Source organism: Caldanaerobacter subterraneus (genome assembly GCF_004345675.1).
In the GTDB taxonomy this organism is placed as follows: domain Bacteria; phylum Bacillota; class Thermoanaerobacteria; order Thermoanaerobacterales; family Thermoanaerobacteraceae; genus Thermoanaerobacter; species Thermoanaerobacter subterraneus.
Window position 1 is genome coordinate 1 of sequence record NZ_SLWU01000019.1, and the last position, 19,412, is coordinate 19,412.

At 37.2% G+C, this 19,412-nt stretch carries 19 protein-coding genes and 1 pseudogene; 6 read left to right on the plus strand and 14 right to left on the minus strand.

Going from position 1 to position 19,412, the window contains the following annotated elements:
* Nucleotides 1-111: 111 nt before the first annotated feature.
* From EV203_RS09095 to purR, 4 genes are all read right to left on the minus strand, one after another.
* Nucleotides 112-1,062 (minus strand): ribose-phosphate diphosphokinase, encoded by a 951-nt coding sequence (locus tag EV203_RS09095; RefSeq protein WP_011026572.1) that lies wholly within the window; start codon nt 1,060-1,062, stop codon nt 112-114.
* 7 nt (nt 1,063-1,069) lie between these two features.
* Nucleotides 1,070-2,443, minus strand: coding sequence for a bifunctional UDP-N-acetylglucosamine diphosphorylase/glucosamine-1-phosphate N-acetyltransferase GlmU (glmU, locus tag EV203_RS09100; RefSeq protein ID WP_132040163.1), 1,374 nt, complete (start codon nt 2,441-2,443; stop codon nt 1,070-1,072).
* Between the two features lie 102 nt (nt 2,444-2,545).
* Nucleotides 2,546-2,821: a septation regulator SpoVG gene (gene spoVG, locus EV203_RS09105; protein WP_132040165.1), complete on the minus strand. Its 276-nt coding sequence runs from the start codon at nt 2,819-2,821 to the stop codon at nt 2,546-2,548.
* Between the two features lie 167 nt (nt 2,822-2,988).
* A complete protein-coding gene (purR, locus tag EV203_RS09110) occupies nt 2,989-3,810 on the minus strand; it encodes a pur operon repressor (RefSeq protein WP_031314287.1) in 822 nt (273 codons plus the stop codon).
* Between the two features lie 168 nt (nt 3,811-3,978).
* Here purR and murC point away from each other — a divergent pair, with 168 nt between their 5' ends.
* On the plus strand, nt 3,979-5,361 hold the full coding sequence (gene murC / locus EV203_RS09115) for a UDP-N-acetylmuramate--L-alanine ligase (protein WP_132040167.1): 1,383 nt from the start codon (nt 3,979-3,981) through the stop codon (nt 5,359-5,361).
* Between the two features lie 39 nt (nt 5,362-5,400).
* On the opposite strand, the gene EV203_RS09120 is transcribed toward murC, so the two are convergent.
* The 4 genes from EV203_RS09120 to EV203_RS09135 form a co-directional block, all read right to left on the minus strand.
* Nucleotides 5,401-5,790, minus strand: a complete 390-nt coding sequence (locus EV203_RS09120) for a HEPN domain-containing protein (protein WP_132040169.1) — start codon at nt 5,788-5,790, stop codon at nt 5,401-5,403.
* Entirely contained in the window at nt 5,756-6,112 is a 357-nt protein-coding gene (locus EV203_RS09125; RefSeq protein ID WP_132040171.1) for a nucleotidyltransferase domain-containing protein, read from the minus strand. The genes EV203_RS09120 and EV203_RS09125 overlap by 35 nt, the downstream gene beginning before the upstream one ends.
* A gap of 12 nt (nt 6,113-6,124) precedes the next feature.
* Nucleotides 6,125-7,138, minus strand: a complete 1,014-nt coding sequence (locus EV203_RS09130; protein ID WP_046159957.1) for a LacI family DNA-binding transcriptional regulator — start codon at nt 7,136-7,138, stop codon at nt 6,125-6,127.
* An 81-nt stretch (nt 7,139-7,219) separates the two neighbouring features.
* Nucleotides 7,220-8,122, minus strand: coding sequence for a CPBP family intramembrane glutamic endopeptidase (locus EV203_RS09135; protein ID WP_132040173.1), 903 nt, complete (start codon nt 8,120-8,122; stop codon nt 7,220-7,222).
* Nucleotides 8,123-8,283: 161 nt separating this feature from the next.
* Between EV203_RS09135 and EV203_RS09140 the strand changes: the two genes are divergently transcribed.
* Complete coding sequence (locus EV203_RS09140; protein WP_132040176.1) at nt 8,284-8,721, plus strand: Hsp20/alpha crystallin family protein; 438 nt, start codon at nt 8,284-8,286, stop codon at nt 8,719-8,721.
* Nucleotides 8,722-8,761: 40 nt separating this feature from the next.
* Here the strand turns inward: EV203_RS09140 and EV203_RS09145 are convergent, their stop codons facing one another.
* A complete protein-coding gene (locus EV203_RS09145) occupies nt 8,762-8,989 on the minus strand; it encodes a hypothetical protein (protein ID WP_132040178.1) in 228 nt (75 codons plus the stop codon).
* Between the two features lie 183 nt (nt 8,990-9,172).
* On the opposite strand from EV203_RS09145, the gene EV203_RS09150 reads away from it, so the two are divergent.
* Both EV203_RS09150 and EV203_RS09160 read left to right on the plus strand, forming a co-directional pair.
* Nucleotides 9,173-9,436: a CopG family transcriptional regulator gene (locus tag EV203_RS09150; protein WP_132040180.1), complete on the plus strand. Its 264-nt coding sequence runs from the start codon at nt 9,173-9,175 to the stop codon at nt 9,434-9,436.
* A 369-nt stretch (nt 9,437-9,805) separates the two neighbouring features.
* A complete protein-coding gene (locus tag EV203_RS09160) occupies nt 9,806-9,994 on the plus strand; it encodes a PIN domain-containing protein (RefSeq protein ID WP_341765405.1) in 189 nt (62 codons plus the stop codon).
* Nucleotides 9,995-10,028: 34 nt separating this feature from the next.
* On the opposite strand, the gene EV203_RS09165 is transcribed toward EV203_RS09160, so the two are convergent.
* From EV203_RS09165 to EV203_RS09180, 4 genes are read right to left on the minus strand one after another with little or no spacing between them, the layout of a single operon-like run.
* Nucleotides 10,029-11,387, minus strand: a complete 1,359-nt coding sequence (locus EV203_RS09165; protein ID WP_132040182.1) for a PTS fructose transporter subunit IIC — start codon at nt 11,385-11,387, stop codon at nt 10,029-10,031.
* Nucleotides 11,388-11,408: 21 nt separating this feature from the next.
* Nucleotides 11,409-11,855, minus strand: coding sequence for a PTS sugar transporter subunit IIA (locus tag EV203_RS09170; protein WP_165911602.1), 447 nt, complete (start codon nt 11,853-11,855; stop codon nt 11,409-11,411).
* 5 nt (nt 11,856-11,860) lie between these two features.
* Nucleotides 11,861-12,793, minus strand: coding sequence for a 1-phosphofructokinase (gene pfkB / locus EV203_RS09175; protein WP_132040242.1), 933 nt, complete (start codon nt 12,791-12,793; stop codon nt 11,861-11,863).
* Entirely contained in the window at nt 12,759-13,589 is an 831-nt protein-coding gene (locus EV203_RS09180; protein ID WP_132040185.1) for a DeoR/GlpR family DNA-binding transcription regulator, read from the minus strand. The genes pfkB and EV203_RS09180 overlap by 35 nt, the downstream gene beginning before the upstream one ends.
* A 219-nt stretch (nt 13,590-13,808) precedes the next feature.
* Between EV203_RS09180 and EV203_RS09185 the strand changes: the two are divergent.
* Nucleotides 13,809-14,991 (plus strand): annotated as a pseudogene (locus EV203_RS09185) (ISL3 family transposase).
* A 272-nt stretch (nt 14,992-15,263) separates the two neighbouring features.
* On the opposite strand, the gene EV203_RS09190 reads toward EV203_RS09185, so the two are convergent.
* The gene (locus EV203_RS09190; RefSeq protein ID WP_132040187.1) at nt 15,264-17,690 is read right to left on the minus strand and encodes an S-layer homology domain-containing protein; all 2,427 of its coding nucleotides are present in this window, start codon (nt 17,688-17,690) and stop codon (nt 15,264-15,266) included.
* A gap of 383 nt (nt 17,691-18,073) precedes the next feature.
* Between EV203_RS09190 and EV203_RS09195 the strand changes: the two genes are divergently transcribed.
* Complete coding sequence (locus tag EV203_RS09195; protein ID WP_132040189.1) at nt 18,074-19,390, plus strand: S-layer homology domain-containing protein; 1,317 nt, start codon at nt 18,074-18,076, stop codon at nt 19,388-19,390.
* The last annotated feature ends 22 nt before the right edge of the window (nt 19,391-19,412 follow it).

The window sequence follows — 19,412 nt, forward strand, 5'->3', positions numbered from 1 at the left end:
ATAACATCTTCCTTCTCCTCTCCTCTTTTGCTTCATAAAAAACAAGGAACCCTTCTCATAATAACGGGTTCCCGATATTTTGTCAACAGTCTGAAAGGCACATAAAGTGCCTTAAGTGAAAAGCTTGCTGACAGACATCCCTTCGTGTATTCTCAAAATTGCCTCTGCAAAAAGCGGCGCAACTGACCTTACTTTTATCTTGTCAATTTTCTTCTCTTCAGGGAGAGGAATGGTATCGGTTATGACAACTTCCTTGATAGGAGATTCTTTAAGCCTTTCAATGGCAGGACCTGAAAGCACACCATGTGTTGCACAGGCGTAAATCTCCACTGCTCCGTGGTCTAAAAGGGCTTCTGCCGCCTGTACAAGCGTTCCTGCAGTGTCAATTAGGTCGTCTACAAGTATCGCTTTTTTACCCTTGACATCGCCAATTATATTCATAACCTCGGCTACATTTGCTTTTGGCCTTCTCTTGTCAATGATGGCCAGAGGAGCATTTAATTTTTCTGCAAAATACCTGGCCCTTGTCACACTTCCATGGTCAGGAGACACAACCACCACATCATCTCCCAATTCCTTATCCATGAAGTACTTGGCAAGAATAGGCCCACCTAATAGATGGTCTACAGGAATGTTAAAATACCCTTGAATCTGAGGAGCGTGCAAGTCCATCGTGACTACTCTGTGGGCTCCTGCTGCTGTGATGAGGTCAGCTACCAGTTTAGCAGTTATAGGGTCTCTAGCTTTTGCCTTCCTGTCCTGCCTTGCGTATCCGTAATAAGGTATGACTGCGTTAATCTCAGCAGCTGAAGCTCTTTTGAAAGCGTCAATCATTATGAGAAGCTCCATCAAATTGTTGTTCACAGGAGCACAAGTCGACTGAATCACAAAAACGCTTGCTCCCCTTACGCTCTCCCCTATTCTCACACTTATTTCTCCATCGCTAAATGTGCCAACTTCTGAATCTGCCAGTTTAAGACCCAAGTGTTCAGCTATTTCACTGGCCAGCTTAGGATTTGAATTTCCCGTAAAAATCTTAAGTGAGTTAGTATACCTCGCCATTTTTACACTAAAGCCTCCCTTTTTTTATTCTTTCCTCTACCCAGCCCTCTTTATTGGTCTGTCTGCTCCTCGCAATGGCGAGGGCTCCTTCAGGCACATCTTCTGTAATAGTAGACCCCGCAGCAATATACGCATTATTGCCAATTTTCACAGGTGCTACAAGGTTGACATTGCAACCCACAAACACATTGTCTCCTATAATGGTCTTGTGCTTCTGCTTTCCGTCATAATTTACAGTGATCGAACCGCAACCCATGTTGACATTCTTCCCAAGCTCTGCATCTCCTACATAAGTGAGGTGAGGCACTTTGCTCCCCTCATCAATCACAGACTTCTTTATCTCAACAAAATCGCCAATCTTGACATTATTTTTTATAACAGATTCAGGCCTTATGTGGGCGAAAGGCCCTATTTTAACATTGTTGCCCACACTTGATGAGAGCACTACCGAATACGTGACACTACATCCATTTCCAATGGTAGAGTCCACAATCCTCGAATTAGGCCCTATTTCACAGTCTTCCCCTATCTTAGTCTTACCCTGCAGAATAGTTCCAGGCAAGATAACTGTATCCCGTCCAATTTCAACTTCTGCATCTATATAAGTGCTGTCTGGGTCTATTATCGTTACTCCATTTTCCATGTGCTTTTCATTTATTCTCCTTCTCATCACCTTTTCCGCAACAGAGAGCTGAACTCGGGAATTTACTCCTATTATCTCTTCTGACTCCCCAACTACAGCACCAATTTTTCCTCCCATATTCCTTATAATCTCTACAGCATCTGTCAAATAGTATTCTCCTTGAGCGTTATCATTAGTTATCTCCTTTAAAGCAGCTCTCAATTTCGCGATATCCACAACGTACATCCCCGAATTTATCTCTTTTACTCTTTTTTCTTCTTCGCTTGCGTCCTTTTCTTCCACAATCTTTACAACGTTTCCACTTTCATCCCTTATTATCCTTCCATAGCCTGTAGGGTCGTCAAAAATAGAAGATAAAATAGTAACATCATTTCCTTCGCTGATGTGATACTCTACAAGCTTTCTCAAGGTGTCAGAAGTGATAAGAGGAGTATCCCCTGTGAGTATTAAAACCATTCCCTCAAGAGGCAAAAACTCTTCTGCCATCATCACAGCATGACCTGTTCCAAGCTGAACTTTCTGGTATGCGTACTTCACCTCATCCCCAAGCACTTCCTCTACCATTTCCCGGCCGTGCCCCACTACAACGATTACTTCCTTGCTGCCTGCTTTCTTACTAGCCTCCACTACCCATTTTACCATTGGCTTGCCACACACTTTGTGAACAACCTTTGGATACTTTGACTTCATTCGTTTCCCTAACCCAGCCGCCAGAATCACACTTACTAGCTCTTCCACTTTACCCACCTTCTATAAAAAATCTACTATTCCACCCTATACTATTTTAACTATAATTCCCGCAAAGTTCAACAAAAAAATAAAAAGGAGACAAGCTCCTTTTTATTCCTTGTTAGAATTGTTTCCTTTTGCTTTCTCGTATTCTTCAAGGATAGCCTTCTGCAACTTATTCCTCGTATCTGAGTTTATAGGGTGAGCGATATCTTTAAACTCCCCTTCAGGAGTTTTACGGCTAGGCATAGCAATAAACAAGCCATTTTGCCCTTCTATAACTTTGATGTCGTGCACCACAAATTCGTTGTCAAAGGTCACAGAAACAACTGCTTTCATCCTGCCTTCGTCGTTTAATTTCCTCACCCTTACGTCTGTAATCTTCATTGAGTTCACCACCTTCCTGAAGCATGCACCTATGTTGAATTAGGAACTGCCCTGCTCGCTTCATTGACTGCTATCTTTTTCTTGCAATCTCCGCAAGAACCAGGCTTATTCCTCTCTTTAATATATTCGCCAAAAACTTAAAATTTCCTTCATGAAATAAAAAATTTTTATTTTAAAATCCAGTCGCTTATCTCTATCTCTACAGTATTCTTATCTTCCTCCACATTTTTTAACACAAAAATAGAGATGTAATTGTCTATCAACTTCTCCCTAGGTTCCTCTGTCGCAATCATCACTCCTGCCCCCACAACATGAGCATCAAATTCTTCCATAAGCTCTGTCATCCCCTTTAAAGTGCCTCCTGCCTTCATAAAATCGTCCACCAAAAGGACTTTTGCTCCCTTGTCAAGAGCCCTTCTTGCCAACGACATAGACCTTATATGCCTTTGAGAGCCTGACACATAATTTATGGACACAAATGATCCCTCTGTCACACGGCTGTCTTTCCTCACTATCACCAGTGGCACATTCAAAACCCTTGCGCACATGAGGGCAATAGGTATCCCTTTTGTCTCCACAGTAACAACAGCGTCAATCTCTTTTTCAATAAAGGGATACACTAAAACCTCAGCAATTTTACTCACAATGGGGGGAGAATAAATCAAATCAGCTGTGTACAGAAAACCCCCTGGAATTATCCTTGAAGGGTCTTTAAGCTTTTCACATACCTCTTTCACAAAAGGTACATAGCTTTTTAAACTTGAAACAGGGATATACTTGACTCCTCCGCCAGCCCCCGGAAAAGTCATCAATTTCCCCATATCAAATTTTTCTAATATCTCTTCTAAAATATCTATATCTTCTGAAGCCGAAGACTTAGCTATATTAAACATATCCATAAACTGCTCGAGGTTTACCAATTTGTTGGGATTGTCAGTAAAAAATTTGAGAAGAGCCACAAGCCTCTCATACCTTTTATACTTTTCCATCAACTTACCTCCAATTCACAAACTTTTATACTAAAATTATATTTAAAAGTTCACTTTTCTGCAACATGTGGTATAATTTTTTTATAAAACAGTGACAGCAAAAAGGTCTCCAGCATATTCTAACCATACGATGGCAATAATATGAAGTAGAAACGAGAGGTGCATTTTATGGAAATAGATCTTGAAAAATTTAAAAGAATTCATTTTATTGGAATTGGCGGTATAAGCATGAGCGGGTTAGCCCACATATTATTAAACGAAGGGCATATAGTAACAGGTTCAGACATAAAAAACTCCCACCTGATTGAAAGGCTAAAAAAAGAAGGTGCCAGGATAAACATCCCGCACATGGCAGAGAGTGTAATAGGATCCGACTTGGTGGTTTACACAGCTGCAATACACGATGACAATGTAGAATACCAAAAAGCAAGAGAACTGGGCATTCCTATCATAGACAGAGCCACACTTCTAGGCCTTATAATGAAAAAATACAAATTTGGTGTTGCTGTTGCAGGAAGCCATGGAAAAACCACCACAACCTCTCTCATTTCAGTAATACTTGACAGAGCAGGCTATGACCCAACGGTCTTGGTTGGAGGAGAAATAGATGCAATAGGCGGAAATGTGAGGGTAGGAAAAAGCGAATATTTCGTCACAGAAGCCTGTGAGTACACAGATAGCTTCCTCAAGTTTTATCCCTACATAGCTGTAATACTAAACGTAGACTCAGACCACTTGGACTACTTCAAAAACATTGACAATATAAAACAATCCTTCAGACAATTTGCAAGCCTTGTTCCTCTAGATGGCTTTGTAGTAGCCTGCAAAGACGATGCAAATACAATGCATGTGATAAAAGGCTTAGACAAAAACATCGTAACATACGGCATTAACGAAGAAAGCGACTGGCAGGCAAAAGATATAATTTACGATGAAAAAGGCTGTGCAAGTTTTAATGCTTACTACAGAGGAAAATTTATGGGGCATTTTAAGCTCTCCATTCCTGGCAAGCACAATATATACAATGCCCTCGCTTCTCTTGCTGTAACTTACCTTCTAGGAGTTGACACAGAAAAGGCTAAAGAATATATAAAAGAATTTAAAGGCACCCACAGAAGATTTGAAGTCAAAGGAGTAGTAAAAGGGGTTACAGTTGTAGATGATTACGCTCATCACCCTGCAGAAATACGTGCAACCCTTGAAACCGCGAAAAATTATCCTCACAAAAGGATAATAGCCATATTCCAGCCCCACACCTATTCAAGGACAAAAGCTTTGCTCTCTGACTTTGCAGAATCTTTTGATGCTGCTGACAAAATAATAATAACCGACATATATGCCGCAAGAGAAAAAGACACAGGAGAAGTATCTTCAAAAGATTTAGTAGATTTGATCTTCAAAAGAGGAAAGGACGTCCTTTATATAAAGGATTTTGACTCAATTGTAGAATATCTAAAAGAAAACACAGAAGAAGGTGACTTAGTCCTCACAATAGGAGCTGGCAACATATACGAGGTAGGAGAAAAATTTCTAGAAGAAAACAAAAAATAAAGGAGAAGATTTACTTCTTTGTATAAGTCTTCTCCTTTTTCATTTAACTTGATCCAAAATAAATTCTTTAATTTTATTTGCCGCACTAAAAGCCTTTTCTGCTTCATTTTTTGTTATTTTTTCATTCACTTCATATAATGGATATCTGACCTCGTTATAAAAAACAGTTAAAAATTTGCAATCATCAAAAAAATTCATGAAGCCCTCATCATACACGGCACACATTTTACATAAAACAGTCAAATCGTGTGTTTTTCTAATAGACGTTCCTTGATATATTAAGTAGCCTTTTAAATACTTCTCTGCTGCCTGTTGGCAATGAAAAGCTACCGTATCATACATATCATCAAATTCTAAAAGAATCTTTGCTGCTTTTAAGTCTTGCTCTGCTTTCTTAAACCATTCTTGATAATATTTTTCCTCTGTCATATAATACAACCCCTTTAGTGTTAATAAGGTGGGCAAAACTTTGTTTGTGTTGCACGTGTTCTTCCCACTCTTCAGGGGTATAAACTACTACATCTATTGGAATATCGTGCTCTATTTCATATATCTTCATTTTCATTTCCCTTTTATTTTCTGTACTTATAATAATACACAAATCTATATCACTTTCTAAATTTTCTTCTCCTTCAGCGCAAGATCCAAATAAAATTATTCTTTCCGGGCTAAACCTCTTTACAATTTCATTTTTCAATTTTTCTATTTCTTTCTCATATATATCTAGATTTTCAGCCAGCTTTTTACTCATAAAATTTCACCTCTATCTGGAAACACAAGATTTTCTCTCTATAAGCTTTACTGGCACAATTATATGGTCCGATTCAATCTCCTTTTGCTTTAACCTTGCAATTAGAAGTTCTGCTGATTTTATCCCCAGCTCAAAAGTGGATATATCTATCGTCGTGAGAGGTGGATTGGCAAAAGCAGACAAAGGAATATTGTTAAAGCCTACTATAGAAATATCCTCCGGCACTCTAAATCCCTTGTCAATAGCAGCTCTTATCACGCCAAAAGCCATCACATCGTCTGTGACAACTACTCCTGTGGGCTTTGCCCTCTCAAGTATTTTCATCATAGCCCTGTATCCGCCGTCTTCAGAAAATTCCTCCTGCTCCACCAGCTCCCTCTTAAAAGTCAACCCATTTTCTTCAAGAGCCAGCTTATAACCATCCAACCTATCCAAACTCACCACATACTCCAGCGAACCGCTTATAAAAGCAATTTCCCTGTGCCCATGCTTTATCAAGTAATTTGTGGCAAGCTTGGAAGCACCTATATTGTCATTGTCAACCCAGTAAACACCTCTAGCATCAAGAGGTTTGCCTATCACCACAAAAGGAAATTTTTCATCCCTTAACCACGGTATCAGCTCATCTGTAGTTCTTGAGGACAAAAGAATTATCCCATCCACCCTTTTCCCTTTTACCATCCTGATAACCGCTTCTTTTTCCTCTTCTTTATTCCCGGAGGTTGACAAAAGCAAATCATATTTTTCCCTGTGAGCTACAACACTTATACCCCTCATGACCTCAGGGAAAAAGGGGTTGGAAAAAGCTTCTTCTGTTGAACGGGGCATAATAAGCCCTAGAGTATTTGTCACCTTGCTGGCAAGGCTTCTGGCAATGGCATTTGGGTAGTACCCCAGTTCTTCCATTGCCTTCCAGACTCTTTCCTTTGTCTCCTTGCTAATGCGAGGGCTGTCCGCAATAACCCTGGAAACCGTAGAAGGCGCTACATTAGCTCTTTTCGCTACATCCTTAATTGTAACATTCATTCTCATCACCACCTATATGAAACCGATTGCATCCGTATTTACTTATATTCTACCCTATTATCTCACAAAGGTCAACACCTTTTATTGGGCTATTTTTACCATTTGCCACGTGACTCTATACACAAATATTAAAATAGAAAAGAAAAAAGGCCAGTATAAAAAGACTTTTACATCCTCTTTTACCCCTGTACCTCCTCTTATCACATACGGTGTAGTCATAGCAGTAAGTCTTCTCAAAAGAGCATAAAGAATCATCCCTGAAAAAACTGCAATGACACCGTAGAATAAAACCGCCGAAAAAGGTATGCTTATTCTTTCCACACCTGATACATTAGCCATACCTGACTGAGAAATAAAGTAAGACAAAATAGTTGAAATAGCATTATTTGTAAAATGCACTATCATTCCAGCAAATATAGAATCCGTCCTGTAAACCACATACCCCAGTATAGTTCCCAAAAACAATATGCTTAAAAAATTTTGCACATTCAAATGAAGCATGGCAAATAAAATTGCTGTAATAACAACGCTCTTTATGGATCCTCTCATTTCAAAGCTTCTCATTACAAGGCCTCTCATAAAAATTTCCTCACAGCAGGCTGCCACCAGCCCAAAAATTATTAATTGAATAATAAGTTCATTAAGGTCCTGAGCAGGAGGAATCTGCATCACAGGAACTTTCCCCAGCTTTGAAAGAAAATAATTTGTCAGAACTGCCAGAAATCCTGACACACCCCAGGAAGCAACAGCAATGAGTACAAGAAGGAGGACAAATTCACTTTTTAAAGGATTTAACCTTAGCACATATTTTACATCATAGCGCTTAATTAAGAGATAAGCAATTACAGGAATTAACACAAATAGAATTTCAGTAATCAATATCCCTATGTACAATGACGCTTTTTGAACCAGATATCCCAAAGTTATGAAAAGAACCATAACAGAAAAGTACAACTTGCCTACCTCTTTTTCATCCGGCCTCATTCCACCACTTCCTCATATCTTTTCTACATGCCCTCATAAATTTTACCACAAAAAGAATATAAAAATAAGAATTAAATGTGAAGTTTTTGTGAATCCTAATAATTGCAAAAATTTATCAATGTGCTATAATAAATAATAGAAAAATATGGAGGTGATGTAAAATGAGCTTAATGAGAAGAGGAAGAGACTGGTGGGACTGGCCCTTTGACATCAATATAAGAAACCTGCCCAGCATCTTTGACATAAATTTCCCTTCCCTATCCGGTCTGTTTTCAAGGCCAAGAGTAGACATAGTAGAATCAGAAACAGAAATAATCGCAACCGCTGAACTTCCCGGAGTTGACAAAAAAGATATAGAAATAAATGTTTACGACAACATATTGGAAATAAAAGGGCAGACTTCAGTAGACGAAGAAAAAGAGGACAAAAACTATTACATCAGAGAAAGATATTATGGAAGCTTCGCGAGGAGAATTGAGTTACCCGCAGAAGTGGACCCTGAAAGGACCACAGCTAAATTTGAAAATGGAATACTCAAAATCACAATGCCAAAACTCCATCCGAGCAAGCCAAAAAAAAGAAGAATTGATATAGAGTAAAAGAGGCAAGTTACTGCTTGCCTCTTTTACTTTTACTGTTTTACATCACCGCACTTGCCCAAGCTTCATTCTCTTTTTCTATAAGCTTTTCATTTTTATATTTTGATAATGCTCCTCGCAGTCGTCTTTTTTGCTCTTTTGAATCTACATCCTCCATATTTTCGTATGGTAGGACAATTATTTCAACCTTTTTCCCTCTTAATTCTTCCGGAATCTCCATTATATCTGCCAATATATCACTATTTGCAACCTTCCTAATAAATTTCATGCTTTCAACTCTCCTCAACTCATACAACAAATTTACTTTATAGATATTATACCATGTATACTATGCATATAGTAGTACTCCGTCAGTAGTAAAGAAAATCTATACGCTAGGGAAAATACAATTTGTCAATTGAGTTACACGTAAAAATGTGATATACTAGATTACGTGGAAGGAGGGAATTTTATGAAAAAAAGTAAACGAAAAAAGGAAATGCAAAATATCACACTATCTTTACCTAAGGATTTATTGCAAAAGATAAAACATATAGCCATAGACAGACAAACATCAGTATCCGGCCTTTTAACAGAAACACTAGAAGAAATAGTAAGAAAAGAAGATTTGTATGAGAGAGCTAAGCTGCGTCATATAAGCATATTAGAAAAAGGTTTTGACCTGGGTACAGAAGGCAAAATCACGTGGAGCAGAGATGATTTAGGTTATGAATAGTATTTAAAGTATTAAAAACTGTTCAAAATTTTATTAAACACTATTCTTTGTTAGGCTATATTCAGCCTAACTGGGTGTAACCCCACACCCTCTATCCCCTCTGCTAATGCTTTGGGGAATACTTTTTAATTCTTGATTGGTTAACTCACTTATACACACCATTGTTTCGGCGTCTAACTATGCAAGACTGATTTTAGTCTTGCAGTGAGCGAATCCCACCAAGGGGCTTTCAACCTTTGTGTATAAGTTCATCGTCCCTTGAATTAAAAAAGTATATATTCTATCGAAAATTCTAACATATTTAAATCCGTTTGTCAATTTTTATGACTAGAAGCTGCAGAAATTATTTCGGACCTTAGAAGTTGGAAATTGAGTGTGATAGATATTAAAGATATCCTGGAAGCAATTAGAGTTTCCCAACGCTATGTGATTTCTTTTTGGGATTCGTTGATAATTGTCAGTGCAGTTAATCTTGATTGTGAAATAATATGGAGCGAGGATTTAAATTCAGGGCAGTATTTTGGTAAAGTAAGAGTGCAAAATCCTTTTAACAAATAAAAAAATGAGGGCAAACAAGAGCTTGCCCTAATTTTTATTCTACTTTCTTTTTAAGAAGTGCAACCATTAAGGCAGTTACAACTGTACCGACTGCTATCACACCAATATAAAGAAGTGGATTTGAAACAGTTATAGGTATCACAAATATGCCTCCGTGAGGAGCTCTTAATTCAATGTGGAAAAGCATTGAAAGTGCACCTGTTACTGCAGAACCCACCATTATAGAAGGTATTACTCTAAATGGGTCTGCTGCTGCAAAAGGTATAGCACCTTCTGTTATAAAAGATGCTCCCAATACCCAAGCTGCTTTACCTGCCTCTATCTCTTCCTTTGTAAATCTATCTTTAAACAAGACTGTTGCAAGTGCAAGCCCAAGTGGCGGTGTCATACCAGCTGCCATAACTGCTGCCATTGGAGTAAAAACATTGGAGGCCAAAAGTCCTGTTGCAAAGGTATAAGCTGTCTTGTTAACAGGACCACCCATATCAAAAGCCATCATAAGTCCTAATATTGCTCCGAAAATAACCGCATTTGTAGAGCTCATCCCTGTAAGCCAGTTAGTCAAAGATGTCATAATAGCTTTCATTGGTGAACCAATCACATATATCATTAAAAGTCCTACTATTAAAGTAGACAATACCGGCAATATCAATACTGGCATTAAACCTTCTAAAGTCCTAGGCAGTTTTATTAACTTCTTCAAATAGTCTACCGTATATCCTGCTAAAAATCCCGAAATGATACCGCCTAAAAATCCGGCACCTGTTGATACTGCCAGCATACCACCTACCATACCAGGAACGAGGCCAGGTCTATCTGCTATAGAAAATGCTATATACCCTGACAAAATTGGTACCATCAGCGCAAATGCTGAACCACCGCCAATCTTCATCAAGGCCCAAGGAAGAGTTCCTTCCACTTCAAAAGCCTTGTATCCCCAGAAGAAAGAAAGCGCAATTAAAATACCGCCTGCAACTACAAAAGGTATCATGTAGGAAACGCCTGTCATGAGGTGCTTGTAAGCTCCTGTTCTCTGAGCAGCTCTTTCTCTGTGAATCTCCTGTACTTTCTCCACATAGTCAGTAGGTTTCTCCATCTTTAAAGCTTTTTCAATAAGCCCTTTTGCATCTTTTATAGCATCTTCCACGCCAACTTCTAAAACAGGTTTCCCAGCAAATCTTGATTTGTCCACCTTAGTGGAAGCAGCAATTATAACAGCATCCGCTTCTCTTATGTCCTCTTCTGTAAGAGCATTTTCTGCACCTATTGACCCTTGAGTCTCTACTTTTATGTCAACTCCCATCTCTTTTGCTGCCATTTGAAGGTTTTCAGCCGCCATATAGGTATGGGCAATACCTGTAGGACAAGCCGTTACCGCAACAATTTTCTTCATGTTTACTCCCCTCTTTCAGTTTTAATTTTCAAAAGCTTTTATGACTTCTTCCGGTGTAGAAGCTTTCTCCAGCGCTTCTCTCACCTCCTTATGCATCAAAGCCCTTGAAAGCTCAGCCAAAACTTTAAGGTGTAGCTCATTTGAATTGTCTGGCACAGCAATCAAGAAAAATAAATGGGCAGGTTTGCCATCCATTGAGTTATAGTCTATTCCTTGGCGAGACTTCCCAAATACTATTGCTGGCTTTTTTACAAGATTACTCTTCCCATGAGGTATTGCTACTCCATAGCCTATTCCTGTAGAAAATTCCTCTTCTCTTTTCTTAACAACCTCTAAAAAACCTTTTTCATCATCTACTACATCATTTTCCTTTAAAACCTTAACCAGCTCTTCTAGTACTTCTCCCTTTGTCTTTGCCTTTAAATCAAAAACCATCATCTTTTCATCTAAAACATCTTTTATCTCCATTTTCCTCACCTTTCTATCCTCTCAATCTCAATCTTGTCTTTTAATGCATTTACTTCTTCAATAGTACCTGCTCTTGTACCCTCTTTCATGACAACAGAAGTTGACAACGCTGCAGCTATTTTTATTGTCTCCTCAAGAGAAAGTCCTCTATATATCCCATGGGCAAAGCCTGCAACGTATGCGTCCCCTGCCCCGACAGTTCCTTTCACTTCAACTTTTAGAGGTTTCACTCTAAATACAGCATCATTAGTTATAACAATGCTTCCCTTGCTTCCCATAGAAATTGCAACTATTTTTATGCCCAATTTGTTTAGTTTTTTCCCCTCTTCAATAATTTCTTCTAGAGTCTCAAGCCTTTTTCTTACCACATCCTCCAACTCATGCACATTAGGTTTTATCATAAAAGGCCTTTCTTCTATGCCATACAAAAGAGCTTGATTGTCAGCATCAAGAATAATTTTTAAATTGCTGTTTTTTAATTCTTTAATTATTTCCTTATAAAAAGTCTTAGGTACTCCCAGTGGTAGGCTTCCCGATAGTACAAGCACTTTAGATTTTTCTGCATATTTAAATATGCTTTCCTTAAGAAGCTTTATCTCTTCTTCACTTACCTCAGGACCATACTCATTTAAATCAGTCACTTCTCCTCTTGAAATATCGGAAATCTTTATATTCGTCCTCGTATCATTTTTTATCCTCACAAAATCGCTCTTTATTCCTTCCTCTTCAAGACAGTCAATTATATAATTAGCATTGGGACCTAAAAAGCCCAAGGCAACTACCTCATCCCCGAGGTTTTTTAAGTTTTTTGCTACATTTATCCCCTTCCCTCCAGCGTCAACTCTTGAGCGAATCACCCTGTTCACACTGCCAGGCTTTAAATTTTCCACAATCACTGTCCTATCAATTGCTGGGTTTGCTGTCACTGTTGTTATCATCATCTTCATCCCTTTCAAAATTTAGTATCTCTACATTTGCCTGTTCATACTTTTTCACAACCTCATAATCTATCTCATCATCAGTTATTATTGCCGTGATATCTTTAAGATCTGCAAATTTTACAAAAGACTTTTTGCCAAACTTAGTGTGGTCTGCCACTACATAAACTAAACTTGAAACTTCAATCATCGCTTTTTTAGTATTTGCTTCAATCAAATCTGGAGTCATAAGCCCATCCTCAAAAGATATAGCATTTGTACCTATAAAAGCCTTGTCTACTTTAAACTGCCTTATTACCATCTCTGCAATGGGACCAACTAAAGCCCTAGTCCTCCACCTCTGTATGCCACCTGTAACGATTAGCTCAATATCTTCATATTTTGAAAGCTCTATTGCAATTAAAGGAGAATTGGTGACAACAGTAAGCCTCATATTTTTTAAGTTTCTCGCAATCTCCAAGGTGGTTGTCCCTGAATCTAAAAGAATAGTATCCCCTTCTTCAATGAGGGATGCAGCAATTTTTCCTATTTTTCTCTTTGCTTCAAGCTCCACCTCTTCCTTTTCAAAAAAGGCTGGCTCATAGTGAGTACCAGTTTTTAAAATAGCTCCACCGTGAGTCCTCTGTATGAAACCCTTTTCCTCCAGCACATGCAAATCTCTTCTTATTGTAGACTCAGAAACGTTAAAGATTTTACTGAGCTCTGCCACGCTTATACTTTTATCCTTACTTATAATCTCCGCAATTTTAAGACGCCTTTCCTCTCCAAACATCTTATCAGATACACTCATATTCATTCACATCCGTTCAATTTATTTCCGCTCAAATATGAATGATTTTGCTTAATTTTGATTATATACTACCGATTTTGATTTGTCAATAGGCAAAAAATAAGGTTCTATAATAAATGTTGGGGTGGGGAAAAAGAAATCTATAAAAAAGAGAGCACTTATTCTGAATGCCTGCTATAATAGAAGTGGTTAAAAACAACCCAACAAAAGGAGGCATCAGAATAAGTGCAAGGTAATTATATCACAAATTTCTTAAAATCTGAAGATATAATTTGGGAAGATATAATAGAGAATGACAACAGAATAGAGCTACATATTAAGATGAAACAGAAACCACATATTTGTCCAAGGTGCGGGGCAACAACGTCTAAGATTCATTGATTATAGAGTACAAAGAATAAAAGATGTGCCATTATTCGGGAAACCAACAGTGATAGTACTAAAGAAGAGGAGATATGTTTGTAAACACTGTGGTAAAAGATTCTATGAACATTTAGACTATTTACCACGTTACCATAGAATGACCAACAGACTATCTATTTACATACTACAACAACTGAAAAAACAACAAAGCATGAAAGAGATATCTGAAGTTACAGGAGTATCAATCACGACAGTGATGAGACTTTTAGATACAGTAGGAGTGGAACCTGATTATAAGATATTGCCTGAAGTTATCAGTATAGATGAATTTAAAGGAAACTCTGGAGGCAGGAAATATCATTGTATTATTGTCGATCCAAAAGGAGGAAAAATACTAGATATTTTAAAAGACAGAAAACAAGAAGATCTAAGTGAATATTTCAAAAGATTTAAAGACAGGAAGAAAGTGAAGTGGGTTATTATAGACATGTGGAAACCTTTTTTATTAACAGTAAAAACATATTTCAAAGGAGCTAAGATAGCAATAGACAAATTTCACTTTACAAGGTACGTATATTGGGCGATAGAAAATGTAAGGAAAAGAGTGCAAAAAGAGCTAGCAAGAGATAAAAGGAGATATTTTAAAAGAAGCCGTAAGCTGCTTCTTGCAAAATATGATACCTTAACGCCCGAACAAAAAGAAAAGCTGGAAATAATGTTTTGGTACAGTGACGACTTAAGAATGGCACACTTTTTAAAAGAAGAATTTAGTAATAGAGTGTTAAAATGCAAAAATTCAAAGGAAGCAAAAATAGAACTAAAAAGATGGATGCAATTAACTAAAGAAAGCAGAATTGATGAATTTAAAAGATGCATACAGGTATTTAACCGTTGGTTTGAAGAAATAACAAATGCCTTTGATATACCTTACACCAATTCTGTAACAGAAGGCTATAACAATAAAATTAAAGTACTAAAAAGACTTGCATACGGCTATAGAAATTTTTACCGATTCAGGAAAAGGATATTATATTGCAATGCTTGATATAACAGTGTTTTTAGCAACGAGAATATTTAAGGATATTATAGAGCTTCGACAAAAAAGCATAGGTAAATACCTGCTCACATTTCTAGCTATATCTTTCATTGCAACCAATAATTACAAATATTATCATATAACGTAAGAAAATTTATAGGTGGGCATTCAGAAAAAATACCCACCCCAACTATTGACAAAGAACCAAAAATAAAAACAGGCGTAAAGCCTGTTAGAGCAATAAAAGAGTCCTCCAAGGAGGAGGACTCTTTTTAAACTACTTATTGAATTACTATAATAGTAACTTTTCCGCTTGTTGGATCCGCGTATGCTTTTACATTTGAACCATTTATAACAACTGCACCTGTTATATCTGTCTGTTGTGGTACTATTTCACCGAAGCTTGCTGCTGTTACACCCGTTACATTGCCACTTGTATCTTTCACAAGCTTAAATACCTTAACTGCTGGATCTATTGGTTTTACAGTTCCGGCAATGTTAATAAATGCATTGCTTATTGCATATACTTCGCCACTTACTGTATTTGCAGCAGGAGCAAGAGCTATATTATAGGCATTTCCTTGAGAATCAACACTAAAGGTGATAATATCGCCGTATACAAATGTAGGTGTTGTAGTGGTCAATACAGTATAAGCAGTATCTGTTCCATTGACATTTACATAGAGTTTGTAACCACCAGCAACTAATGCATATCCTTTGTACACACCAACTGTTGCAGTTGTTATCGGAGTTATTACATCATTGACTTCCAAATACTGTACTTGGTTGAATAAGCCTGTTGTGGAAAGTTTAACTTTTTTATCACCTGTACCAATGTCAGCAAATTTGATCGGTTTTACAGTAGTGTCATATACTTGATAAATTACTGTACTATCTGTTACATAGTAAGTTGTATTATTGATTGTTAATGTTTTGTTAGTCTGATTCACAGCAGCAGTACCTGTTACAGTTAAGTCTATTTTCTTTATATTTGTAAATTGACCATTTGCATTTACATCATAGATTATCGGAGAGTTTATATCTACTACACTATAAATGTTTTGGTATACATCAGTTTGTACAGTACCATCATATGCTGTTACATTATTTACTAAATCATATACTGCTGTTGTCCCATCTGGTTTTACAATCTTGAATTTATATGTTGTATTACCAAATGCGTCTGTTGTAGAACCTTTAGCAACTACATATGCATAATTAGCTGCATATGTTGTTGTAACGGCTTTTGCATCATATATCTTGCCATTAGGATCAAGGTATAATGTATAGGTGTTACCGGGAGTAAAATTGCTGGTGTTTACTTGGGCACCTGTAGCAAATCCATATTCTGCACCATTATCCAACTTAATAGTCTGAGTTAATGGTTTTACTTCTACTACTTTCCCTGTTACTGTGTTGCTGGAAGCTAATATATTGTATATTAAATTGTTAGGTGATGCTGCTACTTGGATTACATCTCCAACTGCTAAGTCAGCAAAAGTAGCTGCCTTACCATTCTTTGTTATTGTATAAGTTACATTTGCTGCACCTAAATTATATGTGCCATTAGCATATACTACTTTATTTGTCGCGTCAATAAATCTAATCTTTTCAGGAGCAGCATATTTAGTTGCAATGATATACTCAACCTTGCCATCATTGTTATTGTCAATTAAGGTTGCTGATGAACCTTTTACATATTCCAATGTAGTAGAATCAGAAAGCTTTGTCGTAAGAGTTTGGCCATTGTATATCACTACATTATTATCTGCTACAGGTATTGTTTTTACTGTATTATCAGATGCAACATAGTATATCGTTCCCGCTACTGTATCATTAGTAATTTGTGTTGTTGTGATTATTGTATTGCCAGTTGGAACCGCTATAAGTGCAGTACCGTTTTTCACATAGACCGTTACATTTTGTCCTATTAATGACTTAAAGTCAACAGAACCAACATTAACAGTCGTTGAACCCACTGTAGCCTGTGTTGCAGTTACATTTGTAACTACACCTGTTATTTGGGTATATCCAAGATATGTTAAACCTGATGCCAACAATGTTTGTCCCTTTGGCAATCCTGTATTAGGATCTACTACAATGTTCCCGCTTGCATCATAACTTACAACTGTGCAATCCAAAGCTCTATCTAATACTATTGCCAAGTCTCCACGCTTAATTATGTCATTGTATCCTACATTTATACCTGCTGTTAATCCTAATTTTTGTGCCTGAGCAATATATCCGTAAGGCCATTCAAGATTCTTGTAATTTAAAGCTCTCAACACAAATGCTAATGCTTGTGCATAAGTTAATTGTCCATTTGGATCGAATTTGCCATCGCCTACACCTTTAGCTAATCCCATCTTGTAAGCGAGATTGATGTGACCTACTGCCCAGTAATTCTGTGGTACATCTTTGAATACTGATTTTTCTGCTTTTGCCATTTCTGCCAAGCCTTCATAGCCCAGCATTCTGTTGACGAATGTTACCATTTGGGCTCTTGTAACTGGTTGGTCTACTCCAAATTTGCCATCCCCAACACCCTTTGTAATATCAAGAGCCACCAGTCGAGCCACTGCTGATGCGTAAGACGCATCATCCTTCACATCGGTGAACGGCGTTGTTGCTGCGAAGCCTACTGCCATAGCGCTGAACACCAATGCGAAGCTTACGGCGAACGCTATTAACTTTTTGAGGCTCTTCATACAGTTAATCCTCCTCCTTGTACTTTAATTTTGAAAAGGGTTTTTTATTTTTGTTTTTGAAAGGCTTGCGCCTTTCAAAAATTTTTACCTATGTAAGTACATTTTAGAGATATTGGTACGCTACTGGATACGCAACCTGATTATATTATATCATCCCCCCTACTGCGAGTCAATAATTGTTACCAATTTGTAATATTTCTGTAATATTGGTTTAACATTATTTATTTCCTCGTCAACAGATGGTACTGATAATATATTATTCGCCATTTAGTCAATTTTTCCTCTTTCCTAAATTCGATTTAATATTTTTTTAATATTTCTGTAACATATTTGTGATAATCTTGTGATATATTGGTGATAAATTTGTGGAGAGGTTGAAGAGTATGAGGAAAAGGTTAATTTTTTTTGTAGTAGCAGTTGCATTGGTTCTTGCAGTATCAGTACCAACAATAGAGCTAAAAGCACAGTCAAACAGGCCTTTTGTACCCGTTTTGATGTATCATCACCTTCAAAAGGAAGGAACTTTTGATTCAAAAAAATACGGAGGAGTGATAGTTGACCCTGAAAGATTTGAAAAGCAAATGCTTTATTTGAAAGCAGCGGGATATCATACTATAACTTTAGAAGAGCTAAGAGATTTTGTGCTTTATAATAAGCCTTTACCTCCTAAGCCTATTGTAATAACTTTTGACGACGGGTACTTGAGTAATTATACTTATGCTTATCCTGTACTTAAAAAGCTGGGTATGAAAGCAGCTATAAACATCATAGTGAGTTATGTGCCAGATGAGGTAAATAAACAAAAGCCAAGTGTATCTGTGCCCCATTTTACGTGGAAACAGGCAAAAGAAATGGCAGATAGTGGAGTTATAGAGATTGAAAGCCATACTTATGACCTTCACGACTACAGATCAAATGGCTTCAAGAAAATTCCTAAGGTGATGGGACCTGTGATAATAAATGGACATCTTGAAACAATGGAAGAATATAAGCAAAGGCTTTATACAGACTTTTTGCGCTCAAGAGAGATAATTAAAGAAAAAATAGGAAGAGCACCTATATGCCTGGCATATCCCTTTGGGGCAGGAAATAAGATAAGCGATGAAATAGCGAGAAAAGTGGGCTTTGAGATGGCATTTAGAATACAGGAAGGAGTAAATTATTACGGGGATAACATAATGAAGCTTAAAAGAATCACTGTTCGGGATTCTGATACAGGCCAGGATATAGTGGAAAAAATTAACAAATTAAGTCACGGCATAAATTTTATCCCTTTTTGGGATATTAAAGGAAGGCAGTTTGAAAAAGATATTTTAAGCGCAATAGTGAAGGGAATTTTCGCAGGATATGAAGACGGGTCTTTTAAACCTGAGAAACCTGTCACAAGGGCAGAATTTGCTTCTTTGATAAATAAAATCTTTTTGAAGGAGAAAAAAGTTTTAGAAAGAGAAGTGTATTTTAAAGATGTGCCTAAAAATGCGTGGTATTACAAAGCTGTAGTAAATGTAGTGAATAACGAAATTATGAAGGGATATGAGGACAATACTTTTAGGCCTCAAAAACCTGTCACCTGGGAAGAAGCATTTGATGTTATAAAGAAGTTTTTTGATTTAAATAGTCTTGATAAAAATATGTTTAAATCGCCTGAAAAGACATTGACTAGAGAAGAGTTAGCAGTATTGCTGGATAAAATTATTTAAGGAGTAGCCAAAAAGCTACTCC